General features: G+C 46.7%; 24 protein-coding genes. 7 read left to right on the top strand and 17 right to left on the bottom strand.

From position 1 onward, the window contains the following. Positions 1-7: 7 nt before the first annotated feature. The 8 genes from F8C67_RS13045 to F8C67_RS13080 all read right to left on the bottom strand — a co-directional run bounded on the left by F8C67_RS13045 (position 8) and on the right by F8C67_RS13080 (position 7,669). Positions 8-559, bottom strand: a complete 552-nt coding sequence (locus F8C67_RS13045) for a hypothetical protein (RefSeq protein WP_151668303.1) — start codon at positions 557-559, stop codon at positions 8-10. Between the two features lie 9 nt (positions 560-568). Then, positions 569-904 (bottom strand): hypothetical protein, encoded by a 336-nt coding sequence (locus tag F8C67_RS13050; protein ID WP_151668304.1) that lies wholly within the window; start codon positions 902-904, stop codon positions 569-571. A gap of 33 nt (positions 905-937) precedes the next feature. Next, entirely contained in the window at positions 938-1,768 is an 831-nt protein-coding gene (locus tag F8C67_RS13055) for a gluzincin family metallopeptidase (protein ID WP_151668305.1), read from the bottom strand. A 66-nt stretch (positions 1,769-1,834) separates the two neighbouring features. Continuing rightward, positions 1,835-4,081, bottom strand: a complete 2,247-nt coding sequence (locus F8C67_RS13060; RefSeq protein WP_151668306.1) for a hybrid sensor histidine kinase/response regulator — start codon at positions 4,079-4,081, stop codon at positions 1,835-1,837. Positions 4,082-4,196: 115 nt separating this feature from the next. Continuing rightward, positions 4,197-5,150 (bottom strand): NAD(P)-dependent oxidoreductase, encoded by a 954-nt coding sequence (locus tag F8C67_RS13065; RefSeq protein WP_151668307.1) that lies wholly within the window; start codon positions 5,148-5,150, stop codon positions 4,197-4,199. Between the two features lie 18 nt (positions 5,151-5,168). Beyond that, positions 5,169-6,239, bottom strand: coding sequence for a 3-phosphoserine/phosphohydroxythreonine transaminase (gene serC / locus F8C67_RS13070; RefSeq protein WP_151668308.1), 1,071 nt, complete (start codon positions 6,237-6,239; stop codon positions 5,169-5,171). An 89-nt stretch (positions 6,240-6,328) separates the two neighbouring features. Beyond that, complete coding sequence (locus tag F8C67_RS13075) at positions 6,329-7,225, bottom strand: hypothetical protein (RefSeq protein ID WP_151668309.1); 897 nt, start codon at positions 7,223-7,225, stop codon at positions 6,329-6,331. A gap of 96 nt (positions 7,226-7,321) precedes the next feature. Beyond that, on the bottom strand, positions 7,322-7,669 hold the full coding sequence (locus tag F8C67_RS13080; protein ID WP_151668310.1) for a 4Fe-4S binding protein: 348 nt from the start codon (positions 7,667-7,669) through the stop codon (positions 7,322-7,324). A 45-nt stretch (positions 7,670-7,714) separates the two neighbouring features. Between F8C67_RS13080 and F8C67_RS13085 the strand changes: the two genes are divergently transcribed. Beyond that, positions 7,715-8,761, top strand: a complete 1,047-nt coding sequence (locus F8C67_RS13085; RefSeq protein WP_170266464.1) for an acyl-CoA reductase — start codon at positions 7,715-7,717, stop codon at positions 8,759-8,761. On the opposite strand, the gene F8C67_RS13090 is transcribed toward F8C67_RS13085, so the two are convergent. Beyond that, positions 8,755-10,242, bottom strand: a complete 1,488-nt coding sequence (locus tag F8C67_RS13090; RefSeq protein ID WP_151668312.1) for a right-handed parallel beta-helix repeat-containing protein — start codon at positions 10,240-10,242, stop codon at positions 8,755-8,757. The two genes, F8C67_RS13085 and F8C67_RS13090, sit on opposite strands and share 7 nt — an antisense overlap. 224 nt (positions 10,243-10,466) lie before the next feature. On the opposite strand from F8C67_RS13090, the gene F8C67_RS13095 reads away from it, so the two are divergent. The 5 genes from F8C67_RS13095 to cmk all read left to right on the top strand — a co-directional run bounded on the left by F8C67_RS13095 (position 10,467) and on the right by cmk (position 17,241). Continuing rightward, complete coding sequence (locus tag F8C67_RS13095; protein WP_151668313.1) at positions 10,467-10,718, top strand: type B 50S ribosomal protein L31; 252 nt, start codon at positions 10,467-10,469, stop codon at positions 10,716-10,718. Between the two features lie 923 nt (positions 10,719-11,641). Beyond that, a complete protein-coding gene (locus tag F8C67_RS13100) occupies positions 11,642-12,823 on the top strand; it encodes a GlmU family protein (protein WP_151668314.1) in 1,182 nt (393 codons plus the stop codon). A 163-nt stretch (positions 12,824-12,986) separates the two neighbouring features. Continuing rightward, positions 12,987-15,455 carry an endopeptidase La gene (lon, locus tag F8C67_RS13105; RefSeq protein ID WP_151668315.1) on the top strand — a complete coding sequence of 823 codons (2,469 nt, stop codon included), beginning with the start codon at positions 12,987-12,989 and terminating at the stop codon, positions 15,453-15,455. A 47-nt stretch (positions 15,456-15,502) separates the two neighbouring features. Further along, the gene (porQ, locus tag F8C67_RS13110; RefSeq protein ID WP_151668316.1) at positions 15,503-16,540 is read left to right on the top strand and encodes a type IX secretion system protein PorQ; all 1,038 of its coding nucleotides are present in this window, start codon (positions 15,503-15,505) and stop codon (positions 16,538-16,540) included. Positions 16,541-16,542: 2 nt separating this feature from the next. Beyond that, positions 16,543-17,241, top strand: a complete 699-nt coding sequence (gene cmk / locus F8C67_RS13115; RefSeq protein WP_151668317.1) for a (d)CMP kinase — start codon at positions 16,543-16,545, stop codon at positions 17,239-17,241. On the opposite strand, the gene F8C67_RS13120 is transcribed toward cmk, so the two are convergent. The 6 genes from F8C67_RS13120 to rsfS all read right to left on the bottom strand — a co-directional run bounded on the left by F8C67_RS13120 (position 17,242) and on the right by rsfS (position 22,357). Next, positions 17,242-17,544 (bottom strand): acyl-CoA-binding protein, encoded by a 303-nt coding sequence (locus F8C67_RS13120; protein WP_151668318.1) that lies wholly within the window; start codon positions 17,542-17,544, stop codon positions 17,242-17,244. Positions 17,545-17,636: 92 nt separating this feature from the next. Continuing rightward, entirely contained in the window at positions 17,637-18,290 is a 654-nt protein-coding gene (locus F8C67_RS13125) for a phosphatidylserine decarboxylase family protein (RefSeq protein ID WP_151668319.1), read from the bottom strand. A gap of 10 nt (positions 18,291-18,300) precedes the next feature. Then, positions 18,301-19,104 (bottom strand): phosphatidate cytidylyltransferase, encoded by an 804-nt coding sequence (locus tag F8C67_RS13130; protein WP_151668320.1) that lies wholly within the window; start codon positions 19,102-19,104, stop codon positions 18,301-18,303. Next, positions 19,101-19,739 (bottom strand): LUD domain-containing protein, encoded by a 639-nt coding sequence (locus tag F8C67_RS13135; protein WP_151668321.1) that lies wholly within the window; start codon positions 19,737-19,739, stop codon positions 19,101-19,103. Before F8C67_RS13135 ends, F8C67_RS13130 begins: the two co-directional genes overlap by 4 nt. Positions 19,740-19,806: 67 nt before the next feature. Further along, on the bottom strand, positions 19,807-21,987 hold the full coding sequence (ftsH, locus tag F8C67_RS13140) for an ATP-dependent zinc metalloprotease FtsH (RefSeq protein WP_170266465.1): 2,181 nt from the start codon (positions 21,985-21,987) through the stop codon (positions 19,807-19,809). Between the two features lies 1 nt (position 21,988). Then, positions 21,989-22,357 carry a ribosome silencing factor gene (gene rsfS / locus F8C67_RS13145; protein WP_151668322.1) on the bottom strand — a complete coding sequence of 123 codons (369 nt, stop codon included), beginning with the start codon at positions 22,355-22,357 and terminating at the stop codon, positions 21,989-21,991. Positions 22,358-22,437: 80 nt separating this feature from the next. Here rsfS and F8C67_RS13150 point away from each other — a divergent pair, with 80 nt between their 5' ends. Further along, on the top strand, positions 22,438-23,172 hold the full coding sequence (locus F8C67_RS13150; protein WP_151668323.1) for a biotin--[acetyl-CoA-carboxylase] ligase: 735 nt from the start codon (positions 22,438-22,440) through the stop codon (positions 23,170-23,172). Here the strand turns inward: F8C67_RS13150 and F8C67_RS13155 are convergent. Together F8C67_RS13155 and pyrE are read right to left on the bottom strand one after the other, a co-directional pair. Continuing rightward, entirely contained in the window at positions 23,169-23,561 is a 393-nt protein-coding gene (locus F8C67_RS13155; protein WP_151668324.1) for an SRPBCC family protein, read from the bottom strand. The two genes, F8C67_RS13150 and F8C67_RS13155, sit on opposite strands and share 4 nt — an antisense overlap. A 6-nt stretch (positions 23,562-23,567) precedes the next feature. Continuing rightward, positions 23,568-24,209, bottom strand: coding sequence for an orotate phosphoribosyltransferase (gene pyrE / locus F8C67_RS13160; RefSeq protein WP_151668354.1), 642 nt, complete (start codon positions 24,207-24,209; stop codon positions 23,568-23,570). Positions 24,210-24,211 lie beyond the last annotated feature (2 nt).

Raw genomic sequence — 24,211 nt, forward strand, 5'->3', positions numbered from 1 at the left:
GGGTGGGTTAGATGTTTTCAAACAGTTGCAACAAACTCTTATTCTCTGATTCTGCTGCGAACTGTTTCAATTTACTCAATATCAATGATTCGCGAATGGCTCCGATGAGTTCAGCTCCCTCGGTATCCTTTCGAATAGAATCATAATCGGTCTGAACTTGATCTATTTCTCCCTCTACCTCCAATACGAGCTTCTCCATCTTGAAAATGAGCACCTCAATCTCTTGTGGAGGAACAGCCTTCGAATCTCCAACGAGCGTCTGATTTTTAGCCGTAAGTGCTCTTTCCAATGAATTGGCGATAGTCGGGTTTTCGAGTTCCGATACCAGGTTGGTCAATTCATTGTTCGGCTCAAGCAAACTGTGAATTCGCGCGAACACATCTTTCTGCATGGCCACTTGTAGCATGCCGAAGAGTCTTCCGGTCTTCATGTTCATCACCTGAATGTGCTCAGTGTTCATGTACATAGCCTTGTATTCCGACCATGTGTAGAGTAGAAGGGAATATTCGCGTTTGACATTCGCGAAGCGTTCGCTTTTAGAGAGCGATGAATCTGACATACAATTGATTTACTTGGGTTCGAGGCTCATGACATAGGCATGGCTCTCTTTGAGCAGCTCTACAATTCGATCTGGAGTGCTAAATAGCGCTTCAGGAATGAGGATGTAACCCTTCATTACTGCTCCGTAGGATCGATAATAGGTCGTATTGAACTCTTGCATGTAGGATTCCTGAACGTCTTTGCTAAAGCGGATTCCTAATTCGGCATCCTTATTCAGTAAAGAGAACATGTATCCGTTGGTTGAGGTGTAAGGCATCGTTTTGCCCAACCGCTTGAAATCAACACATTGAGCTACGAGTTCATCGTAACGAGCGAGGTTCAGTTGCCAGAGTTCCTTGTCCATTCTCGAGAGTTTCGGTCAAGGTAAGAACTCTGACTATTCTACACAGCCTTGCTTCATTTTTTCCCAGTCTATTTCTGGGGTCATTTCGAGTTTGCCAATCACGTGGGCATTGACCTGTTGGTTGAATACCATCCAATTGATTCCCATGATTTCTTCAAAACGTGACATGTCCGCTTGCCAAAGTTCTCGGAGCTTATCAATCCCATATTCTTCTCTGATATACTGAATGTAATATGCGGCCTGATGGTAACCGATAATCTCGTCGAGATGATAGAAATAGGTGCCGACAAATTCTTGCGGATCATACAAATGGCCGTGCTCGAGCATGAACCGGTAGATTTCCTCAATAGAGTGTCCGTTGCACGACCCTTGTGCGTAAGTCGCGAGTCCTTCATTCATCCAAGTCAGGTTTCCTTGTGGATATCCCCATGAGGTACAAGAAACCATGTGCATCATTTCGTGTACGATTGGTGGGCGAGTCACCGCATCGGATGAATCGCTTTCTTCATCGGTGTAGGCTGCCATATGGAGCTGTTTAGTGAACGCATTTGCCGTTCCAGAAGCTCCCATTCCGGTCCGATCCTTCATCTCATCCCTAGAGGAAACGAAATATACTTTGATGAACTCGTTGTAGTCATCGAGTTCGATGAGCTTCGCATTCTCAATTTTAGCCTGAATTACTTCTTCTACAAATCGATCTCGCTCTTGTGAGGCCCATCCATCGGTTGGAAATTCGAAGTGCATGTTGGCGGTGTCTTTCACCAGAATCGTTTGGGTGTTCCACGTGCCGTAATCGGAGGTAGGTTCTTTTGAATCCGTGCACGAGATGAGGGAAATGGTGAGGAGGAATAGAGTTAGGCGCATGACATTGAGATGTTTGAATGCCACCAAACTAGGAATAAATGAAGGTGTGACCTGTTAAAGAAATGCTTAACCTTTAATCCAATTCTGAAGTTCAGATACCAAAGTGGATAGCACAAGTGGCTTTTTGAGGTACGCATTCATACCCGCTTCCAGGCATCTTTCTTTTTCTCCTTCAAGTGTTTCAGCCGTAAGCGCAATGATTGGAGAATCGATATTGGCTTCCACCTCCCGGATTTTTCGAGCTGCATCATACCCGCTTAACTTGGGCATTTGAATGTCCATCAAAGTCAGGTCTGGCTGAAGAGCTGCGAATTGCTCAACTGCGGCCTCACCATCTGCAGCTTCGAAAATCAACGCGCTCGGTAGAAGTTTCGTGAGCATTGTCTTGGCCAGAATTCTATTGGTACGGTTGTCGTCAACAATTAGAATTTTATGCTCCTGGTAGGATAGGACATTGTTTGCACTTGGGACTTCAGCCTTTTTGATCGTTGTATTTTCATCTGCAAGCAGAGCTAAAAGCTTAAATAACCTACTTGAAGTAATGGGCTTGTTCAATGCTTTTGATATACCTAGCTCCGAATATCGAGGTGAAATTTCATCGTCCGTGCTAAGGCTGTGCAACAGTATGATTTTCAACCGCTCTTGGTCATAACCGAGCTCGCCGCGGACCTTCTCAATAAATTCAAGTCCATTCATGTACGGCATGTGAAAGTCGGAAATGACTAAATCCGTTTTGTTTTTCGATAAAAAGTCCAACGCACTCATGCCGTCGTAGCAGGAAGTTGAATCAATGTTTTGTAGGCGCAACATTTCTTCGAGAATCTCGCAATTCTTGTGGTTGTCATCTACAATTAAGATGTGCTTGTATTTACTCAGAAGCGAGGATTCTTCCGAGGTCGTCATGCCCACGTCCTCTCCTGTCGCGTTTAATGTGAAGTAGAACGTACTTCCTTCTCCCACGGTGCTTGTCAATTCAAGCTGCGAGTTCATCAAGTTTAGCAGGCTATTTGAAATAGATAATCCAAGTCCTGTTCCGCCGAATTTTCTAGTAGTAGAAGCATCTTCCTGCGAGAATGCTTCGAAGATTTTTTTCTGTTTACTCGGATTGATTCCAATTCCCGTGTCTTGAACAGAGAAGAGAATTTCATATTGATTCTCATTCGTCGATACCACCTTAACCTCAAGGAAGATGTGACCCTTTTCGGTGAATTTCACTGCATTTCCCATCAAATTGATGAGAACCTGGCGAAGTCTAATGGGATCTACATAAAGGTAGTTTGGAAGGTCCGTACTCTGTCTCAAGAGCAATTCAATGTTCTTTTCATTGGTCTTGAATCGGACAATGTCCACAATTTGTTGACACAAAGCAGAGATGTCAGTTTTCTCGAGCGACAGCTCCAGCTTGCCTGCTTCAATTTTCGAGAAATCGAGAATGTCGTTCAGCAAGTCGAGTAGGGAGTCGGCAGATTGACTGACGTATTCGAGGTATTGCTTTTGATTCGGATCGAGGTCTGACTTTAGCACGATATCGCTGAAGCCAATCACACTGTTCAAAGGGGTGCGAATCTCGTGGCTCATGTTCGCCAAGAAGTTTGACTTGGCTTCGCTTGCGGCTTCGGCGGCGATTTTTGCTTTGCCCAATTCTTCGTTTTTGGAAGTGAGGGCGGTGATGAACTTCCTTATTCGGCGGGTAGTTGGAAGAAAAATCAGGATTGCTTCGAGCACGAGAATGGTGAGAGAAAACAGGAGTAGGTAGAGCTCCGCCGACTTCATTCCCAGTACTTTGGCAGAGGCCTCGCTTTCGTATTGTTTTACAATTCCATTCATGCGAGGCAGAAATTGAGCTTCTTGGTTCAAGAGCATATCGATGAGCATAGGAGCTTCATCGTCAGCAACCTCTTGATTGAGTAGTTTTTCGACCACTAACTTCATGCCTTGATAGGAAGGTTGAAGCTCGTTGTACAAAAGCACTACTTCTGGAGAGTTGTAATCGTTGGGTATACCTAGGCTGTCGTTTCCCGACATCAAAGCCTCATGCGCGTAGGTCCATTCGGCATAATCCATTTCCAACTGAAAGGTGTTGGAAGTGGAGGAAGATGAATCACGACGGTTTAGAAGAAGGAGGGCGTCCTTCGCTATCTTCTGACTGAGCATTCGTTGTCGACCTGCGAGGTTTATCACCACTGCATCTGAGCGCTGGGATTCGACCGAATTACCAATAATGAAATAACTGGTGAGAATCGAAGAAGCGATGAGTAGCAGGGCAATAACGTAACGGCCTGCCAGGCTGCGAATGAATTGGTGGTCCGTCATGCGATGCTCAAGTTAAAAAAACCTGAAATTGAATAGGTTAATTCAGAAATAAAAAAGGCGTGGAGATATTCCCCACGCCTTATATACGGTTCTAAAACCAGTATGGATTATTCGCTTAAGCTGGAACGCTTTCGTTGATGATATCAGCGATTTCCATTCCAATGCGGTCTTGCGCTTCTACAGTGGCGGCGCCAATGTGCGGGCTCAAGCTCACGTAGCGGTTCATTAGAACTTGCATGGCAGGGTTTGGCTCATTTACAAACACGTCAAGTGCCGCGCCTGCAATGTGACCATCTTCCAAAGCTGCAAGAAGTGCAACCTCGTCAATGGTGCCACCACGAGCAGTATTCACGATGTATGAACCCTTCTTCATCTTTTTCAATTCCGCTTCGCCGATGATGGTTTTACCAGCACCGCTCACGTGAAGTGAAACGAAGTCGCTCTTTGCAAGTAGCTCGTCCATCGACAAATTTTCGATGCTATAATCGATGCTTGCACCGTTCGCGAAGGTCAATGTGATGTCAACATTCTCCCCGTTGCGGTCGTGGCAAATAACATTCATGCCAACACCAACGGCCATTTTAGCCAAGGCCTGACCGATACGTCCGCATCCGATGATGCCGATCGTTTTTCCGCTTAGCTCAGAACCTTTTCCGTAGGCTTTTTTCAAATCCTTGAACTTGGTTTCGCCTTCGAGTGGCATTTGACGGTTGCTGTCGTGAAGGAAGCGAACCATGCCCCACAAGTGAGCCATTACCAATTCGGCAACGCTTTGAGAAGAGGAAGCAGGTGTGTTGAACACGTTGATGCCTTTTTCACGGGCGTATTCTACATCGATATTATCCATTCCTACGCCGCCTCGACCAATCATTTTAAGATTTGGACAAGCGTCGATGATGTCCTTACGAATCTTCGTTGCGCTGCGCACGAGAACTACGTCAACGTTGTTTTCAGCGATGTAATTGGCCAATTGTTCTTGAGCAACTTTTGTTTCGAGCACTTCGTGACCCGCTGCTTCAAGAGCTTCTTTACCGTTGGCTGCAATTCCGTCGTTTGCTAGAATCTTCATGTTTCGGTTTTTCTCGATTTATGCTTTGCGCTCTAGTTCGCGCATGATTTCTAATAGGGCTTCCACACTAGAAAGTGGAAGTGCATTGTACATGGAAGCGCGGTAACCACCTACAGATCGGTGTCCGTTCAATCCGTTGATTCCGCCTTCTTTCAACATGTTGTCGAAGCTCTCTTTGTGAGCCGATTCATCGTTCAACAAGAAGCAAGCGTTCATATACGAGCGATCTTCAACTGCGGCTGTTCCCGCGAATAACGGGTTGCGGTCAATCTCTCCGTAAAGCAACTCTGCTTTTTGGTTGTTGATGTTTTCGATCCAGTCAATTCCACCGTTTTCTTTCAACCAACGAAGGGTAAGCATGCTGGTGTAGATGGCAAATACCGGTGGGGTATTGAACATTGACTCCTTCGCAATGTGGGTGTTGTAGTCCAACATGGTAGGAATCTTACGACCCGTTTTGCCAAGGATTTCATCCTTAACCACAACGAGCGTGGTTCCAGCAGGTCCCATGTTTTTCTGAGCACCAGCATAAATGAGGTCGAACTGAGAAAAGTCGAGGTTACGGCTGAAAATATCGGATGACATATCACAAACGTTCAAGCAATTCACTTTCGGGAAGCTCTTCATTTGTGTGCCATAAATGGTGTTGTTTGAGGTAGAGTGGAAGTAATCTGCGTCAGCAGGAACCTCATACCCTTTTGGAATGTAACTGAAATTCTTATCAGAAGAATTGCCAACTACAGTCACATCACCGAAAGCTTCCGCTTCTTGACGAGCTTTCTTTGCCCACGTTCCCGTCTCGAGGTAGGCTGCCTTTCCCCCTTCTTTCATGAGGTTGTAAGGAACCATGAGGAATTCAAGGCTTGCGCCACCTTGTAGGAACAATACGCTGTAACCTTCAGGAAGGCCCATCAATTCTTTCACCAACGCCATGGCCTCATCCATAACAGCAACAACGTTCTTAGAACGGTGACTGATTTCGATAAGAGACAGGTTGAGGTCGTCGAAGTTGAGAATAGCTTCTGAAGCTTGCTTAAGGACAGATTCCGGTAGGATACACGGACCTGCAGAGAAGTTGTGTTTCTTCATGACAAATTTGGTTGCCTGTTTAGCTGTTGCAAAAGTAGCAATTTGAAGACGGCTAGCAGGTTAACCGAACGTGAAATAAAAAAAGGGGATTATTGCCGACGAGGACCTAAGTCTGTGGGCACGTTTGAGTCTGGCGGAAGCGTTTCCATTTCATTTTCAAACTGGATGCCTTCTTCCAAATGCCAGTTTTCGTCTTCCCATCGCAAACCATCATAGGTGAAGTCAGGTCCGTATGATATGTACAGCCCTTTCTGGGCGGCGTCTGGCGGGGCAACATGATCCATGATGATGCCTTTGAAATTGGAATCCCACTGCATCATGGCGCCGTACTCTGCAGAATAGTACATCATGAGTCGGTAAGGCGGCATGCTGTTTTCAAAGTCGTTGAACGTCCCAACTTTGAACGATTTAGAACCGAACCTTACGAGTCCGTCGGTGAAGGTGACGGCGTCAATAAATTTCATTTGAAGCTGGGCAGATTCTGATCTGTACCCTAGCAGGAAATACACGGTTTGGTCGTCTTTCTCTTGTTCTATAATGTCGTAGTACAAACCACCAAACCACTGAGTTGGTGGAAGTAGGCGAAAGGTGAGCGCTCTGCCGCCCATGGCATTGTCGATTAGTTCAATGTGCTTGTACTCTTCGCCACCGTCATAAATGAGGTACCCGTGGTGAGCATAGGTGAGGTTCCGTTGCGGAACCATGAAAGTGAAGAGTCGAAGGTGCTCGTCGGGCGATTGGAGAATCGACATGTTTGAAACACCGTCGAATGTAAAGTTCATCGCTTCGGGATAGGAGCAAATTTCGTCAAGCGCATCGATGAACTTCTGTGCGGCCTCATTGCGCTCTTCCTGTGTGGGGAGCATTCTGCTGTTCTGACCCTCCTCTTTGAGAATTGGCAGAAGGGCATTGTACACGCTGTCGGCCTCTTGGGCCCACAGTGAGATAGTCAATACCGAAAGCAATAGGGTGGAGTATAATCTCATGATGGCTACAACGCAAGTACTACGCCAGAAGTATAAACCGAGACGCCGCTTAGTGCAAGCTGAGAGGATACGTCTCAGGCGACGCCTCGGAATTTTTTAGAGGTGCATGAAGTCTTTCTTCGCTACAAGTTGATCTTCTGTTTCCTCGTTTGCTTCATCGGGAACGCAGCAGTCTACGGGACAAACCTCTGCGCACTGTGGCTCTTCGTGGAAGCCTACACACTCGGTGCATTTATCTGTAACAATGTAATATACATCGTAGTCAACCGGCTCTTGAGCTTCTTCCGCATCATACTCATTACCTCCGGGGGTTACAATGTTTCCCTTGAGATCGGTGCCGTCGGAGAATCTCCATTCCATCGCACCTTCGTAAATAGCATTATTTGGACACTCCGGCTCGCAAGCACCGCAGTTGATACATTCGTCTGTAATCTTTATGGCCATGGCATGTTGTTTTACCTTTGCACAAAGGTAACAACTACACATCGCATGCAGAAGTTCAACAAGAGGTTTGAAGAGTGGAAAAGTTTGGGCACGCAACTATCAGATTTTCTGGCAGTTCAGCCCGAAGTTAACACCGCCTGGCAAGAAGAACTATTGAAAAAAGTGAATATGGCCGTTCATCACAACGGCTGGTTTGAAAAGTCACAAGTTCTTCACGCTCTTCGCGAATGGAGCAATGCGTTATCGGATTCTTCCCTTAGCGAATGGATATCTCGATATCCAGATGGAACCTTTGAAACTGAAAGTCCGAAGCGGGTGGGAATCGTGATGGCTGGAAATATCCCGTTAGTAGGGCTTCACGATTTGCTCACGGTATCCCTTACGGGACATACGGCTGTGGTGAAGATGAGCGGTGACGACAACCAGTTGATACCTGCCTTGCTGGCCAATTCGCCCGAAATCACTTCAGGAATTGAATGGGCGGAGCGCTTGAACTCGATTGATGCTGTGATTGCCACAGGATCTGACAATACGGCTCGGTACTTCGAACATTATTTCGGTAAGTATCCCAACATCATTCGAAAGAATAGAAAAAGTGCAGCGGTTTTGAAAGGAGACGAATCCGAAGAAACCTTGGTAGCCCTAGGCGAAGACGTGTTCCGATACTTCGGGATGGGGTGCCGCTCGGTAAGCAAGATCTACATTCCCGAAGATTTTGAACTCGATCGAATATTTGGTGCATGGATGCCTCATCAAGATGTGGTTCAGAATAACAAGTACGGAAACAACTACGATTACCATCGAGCGATTCTGCTCTTAGATCGCAAGCCTTTCTTGGAGAACGGTTTTGTGATTATGCGCGAACACGAGCATCTATCTACGCCGGTTGGGACGGTTCATTATGAGCGTTACTCAGACATCAATGCCGTCCACAATCAACTCGTTCAAGCTGCAGACTCTATTCAATGTATTGTTGGGCCTACGGAATGGGCAGATCTTCCGACAGTGGGCTTCGGCGAATCACAATCGCCAAAGTTGTGGGAGTATGCGGATGGCATTGATACGGTAAGCTTCTTGTCGAAGCTTCACTGACGTTCGTATGCGCCGACGTCGGGATTGTTCACCCGACTGACCTTGACGATATCGTTGGGCACACCTTGAGCGATGGTTGGATTCGCCACGTCTAATGCCGGCGAAATGCTGTCGAGCTGATAATTCTGATTTTGAAAATCCTCGAAGCGCGGATCGGTGTCAAGGGTGCAATTCGTAAACAGATTCTGATCCTCTCGATCAAATGCATTGTCGATTGGGTTTTCTTCTAGTCGTATAAAGCAATCGACGAATTGAAAGTTCAAATCGGCCGCATTGTCTAGGCCCACACCGAATTCTACTCTTCTGTTTCCGTAAACGATGGTGTTCTCGAATTGGGCACTTTCAATGTCGCGTACAAACCTAGTACCCGGACTTGTTTCAAAATAATTGAAGAGCCCAATAGATGGAGTACTTCTTCCGCCAACGGAGTAATTCGCGAAAGTGCAATGGATGAAGTCGTAATTGCCGCCAAGCGCATAAAGCCCATATACTCCGCTGTTCCCAACCACTACATTACGGGCTTGAACGTTGGCATAGCCGCCATAAATTCCCACTCGGCTTGAGTTGAGGACCTGAGCATTTTCTACCAGAAGATTCGGTGCCGCGGCAGTTGTACTGTCTACCCGTAAAGCTGTAGTAGCATTTTTTATAATGGTGTTCCGAATCACGTTTCCAGTGCTTCCGCTTTGAATAAAGATACCTCCCAGAATTCCGCCCCACTGCCCTGGAACATTCTCGTAGAAAGGTTCGAGTCTATCCCCTTGAACGACGATGGGGTCGCTATCAATATTTCCGAGATCGCCACCATCCATGAGTAATTGTCCGCCCCCAGTAACCCATAAGCCACTTTGAGAATGAAAGTGAAGTTCCACACCGGGCTGGACATTCAGAACGCAACCACTATCTACAACGGCATATCCATAAACTACGTGTGGCTTATCAGCGGCCCAGGTAGAGTTGCAATCGAGAACTGAATATGGAATTCGGATGTCGGGGAACGGTTCGGGCTGTGGGATGACTAGCACATTGGTGGGATAATAGAAATGTGCGTCGCGAGCTAGGGTTACAAGATCAACATCTTGAATGTTGCCCAGTGTATTAAAGATGATAGAATCGGTGTAGAGAATTTCGTTAGACAGGCCAACATCGGCAGTAACTTCGATTCGTATGGTGATGCTGTCCTTTGCGAGAAGTTCAACATCGGTGATGTTCTTTGTTGGAGTACCGTTGACGTTCAGTCGGTAATAGCTTGCATTGCCTCTGCCAAGTGAAATGCGATCGATGTAGACATCTTCATTGGTAGGGTTGAACACGCGAAGTGTTCGGGTGGATGACCCTACCTGGGTGAATACGGTGTCGAGAAAGATAGTGTCGGCCGAGAAACGTAAGTCAACACTCTGGCGCACAAAGTCTTGTTCTTTGCGGCAGGAGCCGAGGAATATCATCCCGAGGATGAAAAGGGGTAAGAGTAGTCTTTTCACGTTGTCAAAGATAAGTAAGCGCGGTACAGGAGGCTAACTCGAAATGGTGAAAGAAATTATGCAGACCTTTGCGGGAGTCGAATAACTTGCATGCCAGACACTTGGGAGAAGCATAATCTTCAATTCAAATGTATTGGTATTAAAGAAATTTGAATTAATTTTGCCGTCCGCTTTCGGAAATAAATGGGATTGGGGCCAAAACCTCAGTCATAAAGAATAGAAAAATGAAACAAGGAATTCACCCAGAGAACTATCGTATGGTTTGCTTCAAGGACATGGGTACTGAAGATTACTTCATCACTCGTTCTTGCGCGAACACGAAAGACACTATCGAAATTGAAGGAACAGAGTATCCTTTGGTGAAGATGGAAATTTCTGCTTACTCACACCCATTCTACACTGGTAAGGTGAAGATGATCGACACCGCAGGTCGTGTGGACAAGTTCCGCAACCGATACGCGAAGTTCAAGAAGTAAGCGAATTTCACTTACAGCATATGAGAATCCCGACGGAAACGTTGGGATTTTTTTTTGGATGGAGGGAGGACCTCACACAGAGACACGGAGGGCACGGAGGTCTCTCGCGGAGAAAAGGAGCTGTACGTGGTGGAGAGAGTTCGCAGGGGATGTGCGTGGTGGGTTTCTCCCGCCGGTGGTCGAGCAAGCCGCAAAACCGCAACATTAAAATCATCGGAGTGCGTATAAATCGCAAAACAGACTTGGGATTGCCTACATGTGTTATGAAATGGATAGCTGCACGAGAATCCATGATGACAGGCATGTTGCTTTAGCGCATGCCGGGCGTGGGACGAGGGTTTTAATCCCGCCGCCAATCCCCGGAGGGGATAATTCTATTAGCCTCGTGGCTTTAGCCCGAGGTTGAATGAGCGCACGGTGGTCTCTCGCAGAGATGAAGAGGAGTACGTGGTGGAGAGAGTTCGCAGGGGATGTGCGTGGTGGGTTTCTCCCGCCGGTGGTCGAGCAAGCCGCAAAACCGCAACATTAAAATCATCGGAGTGCGTATAAATCGCAAAACAGACGTAGGGATTGCCTACATGTGTTATGAAATGGATAGCTGCACGAGAATCCATAATGACAGGCATGTTGCTTTAGCGCATGCCGGGCGTGGGACGAGGGTTTTAATCCCGCCGCCAATCCCCGGAGGGGATAATTCTATAAGCCTCTTGGCTTTAGCCCGAGATTAATTAGGGGTATGTGGTCTTGTGTCATGAAATGGATAGCTGCACGAAAATCCATAATGATAAGCACGGTGCTTTAGCGCGTGCCGGGCATTGGATCGGATGGGGGTTATAATCCCTCCGCCTGAAGGGCATGAAAGCCTATGTTTTATTCGCATTCAATCCCGTAACTTTATCCCGAACAACTAACGATAGCGTCCTATGAACCTCATTCTGTTCGACGGTCCCGAAAGAAATCAATTGCTTCCACTAACCTTTACTCGTCCCGTTGCGGATATGAGAGTGGGTATTCTAACCATCAAGGAAAAGTGGGAGAAGAGGCTAGAGGCGAAGGCTTCATACATGACGCAGTCGTATTTGTCATCCCTATTCCCAGTTCATTTAGCGAACAATAACCTCCTGGTCAACGGATCGGTTTGTCCAGATATGAGGTTGCTCGCCAAAGTGATCGAGCTGAAGGAAGGTGAAGGTCTGTTTTCTGGTGACGTTCTAATCGCCGCCTATCTTGAAAAAGGTCGTGTTGCCGATGTCCTTTCACCTGAGAATCTCACACGAATCGAATACTCCCAGCCCATTACGCAAATGGCGAAACCTTGGGATATTTTTTCCAAGAATGGCAGTGAGCTCGAACGCGATTTCAATTTCCTCACAGAAGGGCGTACCTCCGCAGAGATTTCATCTACCAATACGGTCATTGGCGACAAAGTCTTTCTCGAGCCAGGTGCTAAGGTTGAAGCGTCCGTTCTAAATTCTACATCAGGCCCAATTTACATCGGCAAAGAAGCAGAAGTGATGGAAGGATCTTTAGTGAGAGGCGGACTAGCGCTCTGCGAGCATGCCACCCTCAAACTCGGCGCAAAGATTTATGGTCCAACCACAATCGGTCCTCATTCCAAAGTTGGCGGCGAAGTAAGCAACTCCGTCATCTTTGGTTATTCGAACAAAGGTCATGATGGATTCCTCGGTAACTCTGTTCTAGGAGAATGGTGTAATCTAGGTGCTGATACCAACAATAGCAATCTCAAGAATAACTATGATGAGGTAAAGCTGTGGAACTATGGACGCGGCGGCTTCGATAAAACCGGTCTGCAATTCTGCGGACTCATCATGGGTGATCATAGCAAGTGTGGCATTAATACCATGTTCAACACCGGAACTGTGGTAGGTGTAAGCGCGAACATTTTCGGCAGCGGATTCCCAAGAAACTTCGTTCCTAGTTTCGCTTGGGGCGGAGCCTCTGGTTTTATGGAGTATCGAGTTGATAAAGCCATGGAAACCATGAAACTCGTTATGGCCAGAAGAAACAAAGCCCTCACCGAAGAGTGGCAGGTGGTCATTGAACACATCTACAACGAAACAGCTCAGTATCGCAATTTCAAATAACTGACACCCTTCTGCAGGTTGTCGGACATTATTGCAGTCGCCCACCCTTGGCACGTAGCTTGACCTACTAGTGTCCACCGCGATAATCGACGGTGTTCAATTGATTTCAGCATTCGCTGCTGTCAATTTGACCTAAAGACAAAAACGCGCAAGCGACACGATAATGGAAAAATTTTCACTTTCAAGCCTGCTGTCTCAAGAGACCGAATTCATTCCTCTTGTGACCAACGAAGCAGAGAACGAAATAAACGAGCAGGAAATTCCGACCGAAATTCCAATCCTGCCACTCAGAAATACCGTACTCTTTCCTGGAGTTGTAAGTCCAATTACAGCCGGACGTGACAAATCAATTCGGCTCATTGAGGACGTTCAAGCTACACCAGACAAGCTCGTTGGGGTGGTGGCACAACGCGATGTAGACACCGAGAATCCGGGTTTTGGCGATATGTACGAAGTAGGCACACTCGCTAAGATTGTTCGCAGTTTCAAGATGCCCGATGGAAACACCACCATCATTATTCAAGGGAAACGCAGATTTCGTATCACTGAAATCATTGCATCCGAACCCTACCACAAGGCTAAGATTGAGTTGATTCCAGAGGAAAAGCCAGTGGAAGACGATACCGTTTTTACGGGTCAAATCGATTCGATCAAGGAGCTTGCAAATCGCATTATTGAGGAATCGCCACAGATTCCTACCGAGGCTCAAGGGGCCCTAAAGAATATCACAAGCGATACTTTCCTATTGCATTTCATCGCCTCAAATATGTCGATGGAAGTTGAAGGGAAACAGAATCTCCTTGAAACCAACAGCCTTCGTCAGCGTGCCAAGATTGTTCTCGAACAGCTTACACGCGAGCTCCAAATTTTGGAAGTGAAGAACGAGATTCAAACCAAAGTTCGTTCTGAATTTGACCAGCAACAGCGGGAGTATTTCCTTCAGCAACAAATGAGAACGATCCAGGAGGAACTGGGAGGAAATTCTATCGAGGCCGAAATTGAAGAGATGCGTAACCGCGCCTCCGAAAAGCAATGGGATGCTAAGACAGGCGAGCATTTCGAGAAGGAACTCACCAAGCTCCAGCGCTTGAATCCTCAAGTTCCAGAATACAGCATCCAAAGAAATTACTTGGAGTTACTCCTGGATCTACCTTGGAACGAATTCTCTAAAGATAATTTTGACCTGAAGAGAGCGCGAAAGATTCTCGATCGCGACCATTATGGTTTGGATGAGGTCAAAGAACGAATCATTGAGTATCTCGCCGTTCTCAAGCTTAAGAACGACATGAAGAGCCCAATCCTTTGTCTTTATGGCCCTCCGGGAGTCGGAAAGACGAGCCTTGGAAAAAGTGTTGCCGAAGCATTGGGTAGAGAATACATCCGAATTTCGCTTGGAGGTCTGCGCGATGAGGCTGAAATCCGTGGACACCGAAAAACATACATCGGCGCTATGCCAGGCCGCATCATCCAGAGTTTGAAGAAGGCTGGAACTTCGAATCCTGTTTTTGTTCTGGATGAAATCGATAAGCTCACTTATGGAGGCCAGGGCGATCCAAGCTCAGCCATGCTCGAAGTTTTGGATCCAGAGCAGAACAGTGCTTTCTACGATAACTTCGTAGAGCTGGGATATGATTTGAGCAAGGTGCTCTTCATAGCTACGGCAAATAACTTGGGTTCAATTCAACCTGCGCTTCGCGATAGGATGGAGATTATCGATATCACCGGATACACCCAAGAGGAGAAAGTCGAAATCGGAAAGCAACACCTTTGGCCAAAGCTTTTACGTGAGCACGGGTTGAAGAAAACTCAGGCGGTTGTTGGTAAGCGCGAGCTCTCGACCGTAATTGAATCGTACACACGTGAATCGGGTGTTAGAGGCCTCGAAAAGCAATTGGCGCGGTTGATCCGTCACGCCGCGAAGTCGATTGCCATGGAGGAGGAATACAGCCCCAAAGTGACGAAGGAGACCATTCGTGAAATCCTGAAGGCTCCGCGCTTTACACACGACAGATATCAAGGGAACGATGTTGCAGGAGTGGTAACCGGATTGGCGTGGACGCCGGTTGGAGGGGACATTCTTTTCATCGAAAGTTCTCTCCACCGAGGTAATGGAAAGACTACCATTACAGGAAACCTTGGTGATGTGATGAAGGAGTCAGCAACCATTGCGCTCGCTTACCTCAAGTCACATTCCGAAGAGTTTGGAATTCCATTTGAGGCCTTCAAGTATTGGGATATCAATATTCACGTTCCGGAAGGAGCTGTTCCGAAAGACGGTCCATCTGCCGGAATTACCATCCTCACAGCCCTTGCGAGCTTGTTTACTCAGCGAAGAGTCAAGGCAAGATTGGCGATGACGGGTGAGATTACGCTTCGAGGCAAAGTGTTGCCAGTAGGCGGAATCAAGGAGAAGATCCTCGCTGCAAAGCGTGCGGAGATCAAGGAGATCATTCTTTGTGAGCAGAACAGAAAGGATATTGAGGAGATCAATGCCGATTACATCAAGGGTATGACCTTCCATTATGTAGATACGATGAGCCAAGTAGTTGAACTGAGTTTGACGAATCAAAAACCGAAGCATAATATTCAGCTTGTGCCGGAAGAGAAGAAGACTGCAAAGACCGCCCAATAAAACGGGCGGTCTTCCGTTTTTTGGTTGGAAAAAACTACCTTCCTCTCATGTTTACAAGGCTCAGGATTTTAACCTCTTCCTTTATTCTATTGCTTGCCACGAGCGCATTTGCGCAAGTTGGCGGGAACTCCACGTACGCGTTTTTGAATCTTACTACAGCTGCTCGGCCAGCCTCTTTGGCTCAAGCCGGACTGGCTTCGGTAGAAGGGGATATTCAATTCGTTTGGTTGAATCCTGCGCTGTTGCGCGAAGAGCACCGCAAACAGATCGGTTTTAGCTACGTAAATATCCCAGGAAGTATAAATTCCGCTGAAGCTGCCTACGGCTTTGGCTACGGTGAGAAGCACAACATTATGGTTGGCTTCAGGTATTTGGACTACGGTTCGTTTCAGGCGACCGATATCGCCGGAAACCCACTGGGCACCTTTAGAGCTTCTGACCAGTTGTTGAACGGCGCATATTCGTATTCCCTCGATTCCAATTGGCAGTTCGGAGCAAGTTTCAAACTCATTAACTCGGTGTACGAGAGCTACACGAGCTTTGGTGTAGCCACAGATTTGGCGGCAGTCTACCAAATCCCTAAACAGCGTTTCGCGTTTGCATTTATCGCCAAGAACATCGGATTTCAACTGGCGAGCTATGCTGGAGAAAGGGAGTCATTGCCCTTCGAGCTCCAGTTCGCTGTTTCAAATAGATTTAAACACTTGCCATTCAGATGGACGATTCAATTGGAGAATCTCCAGCGATGGGATCTCACGTATTTTGACCCCAATGCGGTAAACCGAGATCCAATTACGGGACAGAGCACCTACGAAGAACCGACCTTTGGCGATATGCTCTTGAGACACCTTTCGGTTTCGGGAGACTTGTCGTTGGGTAAGCGATTGAATTTTCAGATCGGATACAGTTTTAGAAGAAGGGCGGAGATGACCATACCAAGCCGTCGCACTTCTGCAGGGCTTACCTTTGGGTTGGGATTGAAACTTTCGAAATTCCATTTGAACTACGGTAACCAATACATACACGTTTCAGGCAGAATGCATCACATTGGGGTGACTGTTGACCTGCACGACTTCGGATCTTAATCATGAGTGGAAAGAACCTAACCATAGCTATCGATGGGCATTCCTCTACCGGAAAGAGCACACTAGCTAAGGGCCTCGCAAAGCATTTCGGATTTATTTATGTGGATACAGGCGCGATGTACCGTGCAATTACCCTAGCCGCATTGCGAAAGGGTTTGCTTTCTGACCCTGAAAGATTTGGAAAAGATGCTAGCGAAGTAGAGCAATTGTTGAAAGAGACAACGATTTCCTTTTACCGCGATGCGCATGGCGCGAATCGAACCAAGTTGAACGGAAGCGATGTGGAAGATGAAATTCGTGCCATGGAGGTGTCTTCTCGCGTGAGCTATGTGAGTGCGGTTAGTGCCATACGAAAGGCGCTAGTAGACCAACAGAGACGAATGTCGGAAGGAGAGAGCGTCGTTATGGATGGAAGAGACATCGGTACAGTTGTGTTTCCTAATGCCGATCTCAAAATATTTATGTCAGCCAGCAACGAAGTTCGAGCACAGCGCCGATTTGAGGAGCTGACTTCTAAAGGAAAAAAGGTGACGTTTGAAGAGGTGCTAGAAAACCTCACAGAGCGCGATCGAATTGACAGCAGCCGGGCCGACAGTCCCTTAGTCATGGCCGAAGATGCCGTTCTGCTTGATAACTCAAGCATGAGTCAAGCAGAGCAATTTGAATTGGCGAAAAGTTGGATTGAAGCTCTCGTAAAGTAATTACGATTGAGCGCTTTGGCGAGCGGTTGCAGTCTCTTCAGTTTCCATGTGTAATTCCTTGATGTAAGAAATGTACTTGCGCATGGCTTCCTCGCGAGTCATACCGCGAAGACGCTTCCACTGATCGTGCATGAAAGTGCGAACAATGTCCGAATTGGATGTAGGTCGATCTTGAGTGTTATCTCCTTCCGTAGCCTGCTTGAAATATCCGTAAGCGATAAGCATACGATCAGGAGCCTGCTTGGGCATAGATCGTCCTAATTCGACATATTTCTTGAATTCGTGATTCAAGGTTTCATCCATATTAACTCGGATTTTGAACAAAAATAAGCAAAAACAGCTCGCTCTCGAAAAGGCACTGCCATCCTGCTATTAACAGACATATCAACAGAAAGTTACAATTCGGCCAGAATTGTTTCTCCACCTACGGGTCTGTCATCAATATTTACGAGAACCTTAGCCGAAAGGGGCAACAAGATGTCTACTCTTGAGCCGAAGCGAATGAAGCCTGATTCTTGTCCCGTCTTTACCACCTGCTTAGGCTGCGCGTAATTAATAATGCGTCGAGCTACAGCTCCAGCGATTTGTCGATGCATTACCTGCTCGCCGTTTGCTGTTTCAACTACAACCGTGGTTCTTTCATTAAGTGTGCTTGACTTTGGGTGCCAAGCCACGAGAAATGCACCTGGGTGATGTTTAGAATAAACCACTTTTCCGCCAATCGGGTAACGGTTCACGTGTACGTTGAGGGGCGACATGAAGATGGAAACTTGGATTCTCTTGTCGTTAAAGAATTCGGCTTCCTCAACTTCTTGGATTGCTACCACTTTTCCGTCGGCTGGGCAAATAAGTTGATTCGCCTCCACATTTGTATAGCGGTTTGGATCTCGGAAGAAGTACACCATGAATCCATAAAGCACAATGGAAGCGAGTACTAAGCCGCTTAAAATGTACTCGTGCAGGCCGATAAAGCTCAGGAGAACATTAAGTGCTGTAAGAATGAGCAAGGCTACAAAGAGTGGTTTCTTTCCTTCTCTATGGAGTTTCATAGGATGTGTTTTAAAGGATGGACAAATATAGCCAAGCCAATGGTGCGACGAACAGGAAGCTATCGATTCTATCCAACAATCCTCCATGGCCAGGTATAAGGTTGCCAGAATCCTTCACACCAGCCGATCGCTTTAGGGAACTTTCAAAAAGATCGCCAATGGTGCCGCCAATGGAGGCAATCATCGCTAAAATGAGCCATTCGTTTAAGTTGAGTGTGCTACTGCTGTATTCACTTAATAGGTATCCCCCCAGCAAGGCGAAGGCTATGCCGCCAAGCATCCCTTCGATACTCTTTTTGGGCGAAAGTCGCTTCGAAAGGGAGTGCCTGCCGAGCTTTCGGCCTACCAAGTACGCGAAGGTGTCGTTGGTCCAAATGAGAATGAAAATTCCCAAAAGTGGCAAGTAATCGAAGCTACCACTATACACGGCTATTTCTGGTCCGAGAGAAAGTGGAATGCCCAAGTAAAAGGCGGCAATAAGACTGGTGCCCAACCCTTGTGCCGAATGCTCGGAGCCTTTTGTGAAGACGTGTTCCATCAAGAGTCCGGCTATACCCAGAATGAGTATGGTAGGGAGATGATCGCCTTCACCAAAGAATTTCCAAGTACTATTTGCCCACATGGCTAAAGGCAGGAGAAGTGCGGTCCAGTAGATTTTGAATTTCTTTCTAAACATGCCGCGATACTCGGCGAAGCCAAGAACGATGAATAGGCCGAAAAGTCCAAAAGATAATTTGGGGTTGATGCTAGTGGCACCGATAATCACCAAGACGTATATCGCCCCGAAGATTCCTCGCTTTATCAATTCACTCATTGGAGGTCGTCTTCAATCAACAAGAGGTATAAGGTTCGATTCTTATTTGGGTCTGCCGATGCTTGACGAACAGACTCTGATTGTGAACCTTTGAGCGTGGTGATTTGATTAGGGCGATTGTTTCTGTAGGTGTTGTTGATGCGACTCATGCCTGAGCTGAGGCTGTCTACAATCTGGCTTGTTCTAGCTAGAATGATATGCGTTTCTGGAAGTTCGGAAATCTTGTAGATGCTCAATTGATGGTCGGTAATCATAATACCACCGTTGAAGGCTACAAGTGCCTCGCAGGTAGTTGCCACACCATCGCAAATTGATGCCTTCTCAACTTCGATGGTGAGACCGTTTTTTTTGAGCGGGGTATTCACATTTTCTTCTGGAACGTAGAGACGTTGAAGCTGGCTTTCCATGCAAATCTTTTGCACGTTGATGATGGCCTCGTCAAAACTTTCACAATACAAAAAGTGCCCACCGTTTTGCGTAAACGTTTGTACGAATCGCAAATCGATGGGCTCTTCCTCTTTAGGAGCATACGGACTCTTGGCTTCCGGAGTCTCATCCTCGCGGCTGTCGTCGGGCTTGCCGCTCAACACCGACAAAAACTTACCGAACAATCCCGGTTTGCCTTTTTGCGCCATAGATTCTGTGCTACCTTAATTCAAAGATGTAGCACAAAGTACCCAAAAACTCAGAATTTGTGAAAGCTTATGATTGCGAACTTTCAACATCCCCCTGTGAGGAATTCTGATCTCGAGTCAATTTTGGCATGTCATCCTTCTTCTCCGCACTCTTTTCTTCGGTAGGAGTACCGTTAGAGCTGGTGCTATTCTTCTGATCGTCAGACTTTTCTTCAGCCGAAACTTTAGCTTGTTCAATTCTAGAAGCTCTATCTAGCCATGGACGCTTTCCGAAAATCTTTTCTAGATTTTCTTTGAAGATCACTTCCTTTTCGAGCAAGGTTTCTGCCAATTCGGTCAGCTTGTCCTTGTTTTCGCTAAGAAGTTGAACCGCTCTTTCGTACTGCGCTTCAATAATGGTTCTGATTTCTTCGTCAATCGCCTGGGCAGTTTGCTCGCTATACGGCTTGTCGAAGGTGAATTCATTCTGACCAGTGCTGTCGTAGTACGTAACGTTACCTACACGCTTATTCAAACCGTAAACGGTAACCATTGCACGGGCTTGTTTGGTCACCTTTTCGAGGTCACTCAAAGCACCTGTGCTAATTCTCCCGAAAATCACTTCTTCAGCGGCTCTACCGCCTAATGCAGCGGCCATCTCGTCGAACATTTGCTCGGCCGTTGTAATCTGTCTCTCTTCAGGCAGGTACCAAGCGGCACCAAGACTTCTTCCTCTTGGAACGATAGTTACCTTCACGAGAGGGGAGGCGTGTTCGAGTAGCCAGCTTACAGTGGCGTGTCCAGCCTCGTGGTAAGCAATTACTTCTTTTTCCTCTGGTGTGATGATTTTTGACTTCTTCTCGAGTCCACCAACGATACGGTCGATGGCATCTAGGAAGTCTTGTTTCTCAATTTCGCTCTTGTTCTTGCGAGCGGCAACCAGCGCAGATTCGTTACAAACATTGGCGATGTCGGCACCAGAGAAACCTGGCGTCTGACGTGCCATCAAATCCACGTCGATATCGTTGGACACCTTGAGGCCCTTCATGTGAACTTTGAAGATTTCTCTTCGCTCGTTCAATTCTGGAAGGTCAACGTAAATCAGACGGTCAAATCGACCTGCACGCATCAAAGCTCGGTCGAGGATATCTGCACGGTTCGTGGCACCCATCACGATTACGTGTTCGTTGGTACCGAACCCATCCATCTCTGTGAGGAGTTGGTTGAGGGTATTTTCACGTTCGTCGTTACCGCCAGAGAAATTCGATTTTCCACGCGCTCTACCGATGGCGTCAATCTCATCAATGAAGATGATACATGGCGATTTTTCTTTGGCTTGGCGGAAGAGGTCTCTTACACGAGAAGCACCTACACCTACGAACATCTCAACGAAGTCAGAACCGCTCAAGCTGAAGAATGGCACCTTTGCTTCGCCAGCAACGGCCTTAGCAAGAAGGGTTTTACCTGTTCCCGGAGGTCCTGAAAGCAATACACCTCTCGGAATTTTACCGCCGAGGTTACTGTATTTCTGAGGGTTTTTGAGGAAGTCTACAATCTCGAGAACTTCTTCTTTAGCACCTTCCATTCCCGCCACATTTTCAAATGTCACGCGGACCTTGGTGTCCTTGTCGTAGATCTGTGCTTTCGATTTTCCGATGTTGAAAATCTGCGAACCTGGACCGCCAGCTCCACCGCCCATTCGGCGCATGAGGAATAGCCAGATTCCAACAAAGATCAATACTGGGAGAATGATCGTAAAGATGGTTCCCCAGTGGTTTTCTTGTCTTTCGTATTCAACGGTGAGCACACCGTATTCCTCCTTTACATCAGGATTCTCTTCGTAAAAACGCTGGAGGTAGTTGTCAAAGGTCTCCGCCGGCATTTCGAAAGAATAATGAGGACCTGGGTTGAGGTCTCCAGTAAAGGATTGATCCTTCACGTCTTCGAACTGCTCGTCGTTGTTGAGGGCTTCTTTGGTGATGTAGACCTGAATATCATTCTCATTGATGATTTTGAGGTGGTCTACCTTCCCTTCTTCAACCCAAGTAAAAAGCTTGGTGATGTTGATGCTTGAAGCCTGGCCGTTGGATCCTCCCATGAAGTTGATCACAAGAAGTACGAGCAAAATTGATGCGTACAGCCAATAAGGATTGAATTTGCGGCGAGGGTCTCCTCCGCCTTTTGGAGGTCGATTTCCTCCCTTTTCGTTTTTCTTGGAAAACTGCTCCTTGAGCTTTTCCATTTGACGCTTGTCGTCTTGTTGACTCATTCTAGTATTCAGTTTCGAGGTGATGAATTTTCGCATCGCCCCATAGACTTTCTAAATCGTAAAACTCTCTGGAATCTTGTTGGAACACGTGCACTACAGCATTCACATAATCCATCAACACCCATTCTGAGCGGTCAGCACCTTCCACGTGCCATGGTTTGTCACCAAGTTCTTCGCGAACTCGCTTCTCAACTGCTTCAGAAATTGATTTTACTTGGGTGGTAGAGTTTCCGGTAGTTATAACAAAGTAATCGCACACAGAGTTCTCCAATTCTGTCAAGTCCATAATCGTAATGTCCTTGCCCTTATTGTCTTGGATGCCTTCTAGGATTTCTTTGATCAGCGCTGGAAACGTTGGCTGGTCTTGCATGCAGGTGTTTTTTCTCAATCAAAATTAGTGATTTCAATTACGCAAACAGAGTGCCACGCAATGCATTTATCTTTGCTGTCATGCATAAACCCGTGTTTCACTTTCATCATTTCGACAGTGTAGACTCAACTAACTCGTTGTTGTCTAAGTATTTAGATGAGGTTTCACCGTCGAATTGGACCGTCTTTTCGGCTGACAGTCAGCAAAATGGAAGAGGGCAAATGGGGACAACATGGCAGGATGAACCCGGAGCTAATGCGCTCATGTCCATTTTAACACCTCCCATTTCATGGCCGGCCCAACGGATGTTCGATATAAACATGGCGGTGAGCCTAGGTATTCATCGAGCTCTTGATTTTATTCTGCCCATCCAACTAAAGTGGCCCAACGATTTGTACTTCAATGGCTCGAAGCTCGGAGGGGTCTTAATCGAACCTTCACTCCGCGGTGCATACGCTCAAAGGGTAATTGTGGGCATAGGAATCAACGTGCATCAATCGAAATGGGAGAGTGGGGTGCGCGCAACGTCAATAGCACTCAACAAACCAAACGTGCCACCAGTCGAGGAGCTCCGCAAGCGCATAGCCGAAAACGTAGCCCAATCAATTCAAGTGCTGCTTGACACAGGAAAAGTGGATAAGCAACAATACCTCGAACACTGCTTGGGATATCAGACAATGCAAAGGTATTCCTCTAATCAAACCGAGTTTGAAGCCAAATTCGTCGATGTAGATGAAAGAGGTAGACAAGTTCTTCTGTTGCCAAGTGGCGAGAAGAAAGTGTTTGATTTAAAAGAGGTAAAGCTGGTGCTTTAGAGCTTTTCGAGTTGATCGCTCAACTTGCCCAAGAAGTTGGTCAATGGCTTTGTCACCATCATTTTCAACATCGGGTTGAAGTCACCACGGAAGTTCAAGCGCGCTTTGGTTTGGTCGCCATTGGCTTCCAAGTTTCCAACTAGCTCGAAGCTCAACTTGTCACTTGCAGATTTCAGAACAATACTGTTCGGTGCGTTGAGTTCTGCCACCTTCATTTTTACGGCTGGAACACCTTTCAATTCAAAGAGAAACCAATCCTCACCAGCCTCGAATGATTTCACATCCTCTGGCATAATGTCTTTGAAGTTTGCAGGCACACTCAAGTGATTGAATACGTCCTCTTGCTTCTTGTTGATAACAACTTCTCTTCCTTCAATTTGCGTATTCATCTGTGCTTATTTATTCCATTCAGAAGGGTTTACCCTCCATTTATTCAAGGTCATTTCTTGTGACTTGTCTACATAACCACCTTCGACTGCTTTGAGAATTAGATGGTCGTAATTGCTAAGAGTGACAAGCTGGCAGTTCGCTTTTTCGAATGCTTCTTCAGACACATCAAAGCCATAGGTGAAAATGGCTCCCATGCCCAGGACTCTCGCTCCAGCGTCGCGTAGCGCGTCTACCGCTTGAAGTGAGCTCATGCCTGTAGAAACAAGGTCTTCAATAACTACAACATTGGCGCCTTCTGGAAGGTGACCTTCAATTAGATTCTGACGGCCATGCTCCTTCGCCTTGCTTCGAACATACACGAAAGGAAGTCCCAATTGTTCGGCCACCAATGCTCCTACGGCAATCGCTCCAGTTGCAACTCCGGCAATTACATCAGCTGAAGGGTAGTGCTCCTCAATGAGCTCTGCCATCGAGCTTCGAATGTAATTTCGAATCGCTGGATAGGACAAACTTAGACGGTTGTCGCAGTAAATTGGTGAATTCCACCCTGAAGCCCATGTAAAAGGTTGCTCAGGTTGAAGTTTGATTGCCTTAATTTGCAGTAGAAATTCTGCCGTCTTTTCGGCAGTGTCAGCATTGAATACCATGC

The sequence above is a fragment of the Phaeocystidibacter luteus genome, from assembly GCF_008933115.1.
GTDB classification, from domain to species: Bacteria; Bacteroidota; Bacteroidia; order Flavobacteriales; family Schleiferiaceae; genus Phaeocystidibacter; species Phaeocystidibacter luteus.

Coding starts and splice junctions, on each gene's coding strand:
- F8C67_RS13050 (WP_151668304.1), bottom strand. CDS start 904: ATGGACAAGGAACTCTGGCAACTGAACCTCGCTCGTTACGATGAACTC.
- F8C67_RS13150 (WP_151668323.1), top strand. CDS start 22,438: ATGCATAAACCCGTGTTTCACTTTCATCATTTCGACAGTGTAGACTCA.
- F8C67_RS13080 (WP_151668310.1), bottom strand. CDS start 7,669: ATGGCCATAAAGATTACAGACGAATGTATCAACTGCGGTGCTTGCGAG.
- F8C67_RS13085 (WP_170266464.1), top strand. CDS start 7,715: ATGCAGAAGTTCAACAAGAGGTTTGAAGAGTGGAAAAGTTTGGGCACG.
- F8C67_RS13095 (WP_151668313.1), top strand. CDS start 10,467: ATGAAACAAGGAATTCACCCAGAGAACTATCGTATGGTTTGCTTCAAG.
- ftsH (WP_170266465.1), bottom strand. CDS start 21,987: ATGAGTCAACAAGACGACAAGCGTCAAATGGAAAAGCTCAAGGAGCAG.
- porQ (WP_151668316.1), top strand. CDS start 15,503: ATGTTTACAAGGCTCAGGATTTTAACCTCTTCCTTTATTCTATTGCTT.
- F8C67_RS13060 (WP_151668306.1), bottom strand. CDS start 4,081: ATGACGGACCACCAATTCATTCGCAGCCTGGCAGGCCGTTACGTTATT.
- F8C67_RS13055 (WP_151668305.1), bottom strand. CDS start 1,768: ATGCGCCTAACTCTATTCCTCCTCACCATTTCCCTCATCTCGTGCACG.
- pyrE (WP_151668354.1), bottom strand. CDS start 24,209: ATGGTATTCAATGCTGACACTGCCGAAAAGACGGCAGAATTTCTACTG.
- F8C67_RS13125 (WP_151668319.1), bottom strand. CDS start 18,290: ATGAAACTCCATAGAGAAGGAAAGAAACCACTCTTTGTAGCCTTGCTC.
- cmk (WP_151668317.1), top strand. CDS start 16,543: ATGAGTGGAAAGAACCTAACCATAGCTATCGATGGGCATTCCTCTACC.
- F8C67_RS13065 (WP_151668307.1), bottom strand. CDS start 5,150: ATGAAGATTCTAGCAAACGACGGAATTGCAGCCAACGGTAAAGAAGCT.
- F8C67_RS13045 (WP_151668303.1), bottom strand. CDS start 559: ATGTCAGATTCATCGCTCTCTAAAAGCGAACGCTTCGCGAATGTCAAA.
- serC (WP_151668308.1), bottom strand. CDS start 6,239: ATGAAGAAACACAACTTCTCTGCAGGTCCGTGTATCCTACCGGAATCT.
- F8C67_RS13100 (WP_151668314.1), top strand. CDS start 11,642: ATGAACCTCATTCTGTTCGACGGTCCCGAAAGAAATCAATTGCTTCCA.
- rsfS (WP_151668322.1), bottom strand. CDS start 22,357: ATGCAAGACCAGCCAACGTTTCCAGCGCTGATCAAAGAAATCCTAGAA.
- F8C67_RS13155 (WP_151668324.1), bottom strand. CDS start 23,561: ATGAATACGCAAATTGAAGGAAGAGAAGTTGTTATCAACAAGAAGCAA.
- lon (WP_151668315.1), top strand. CDS start 12,987: ATGGAAAAATTTTCACTTTCAAGCCTGCTGTCTCAAGAGACCGAATTC.
- F8C67_RS13075 (WP_151668309.1), bottom strand. CDS start 7,225: ATGAGATTATACTCCACCCTATTGCTTTCGGTATTGACTATCTCACTG.
- F8C67_RS13130 (WP_151668320.1), bottom strand. CDS start 19,104: ATGAGTGAATTGATAAAGCGAGGAATCTTCGGGGCGATATACGTCTTG.
- F8C67_RS13120 (WP_151668318.1), bottom strand. CDS start 17,544: ATGGATGAAACCTTGAATCACGAATTCAAGAAATATGTCGAATTAGGA.
- F8C67_RS13135 (WP_151668321.1), bottom strand. CDS start 19,739: ATGGCGCAAAAAGGCAAACCGGGATTGTTCGGTAAGTTTTTGTCGGTG.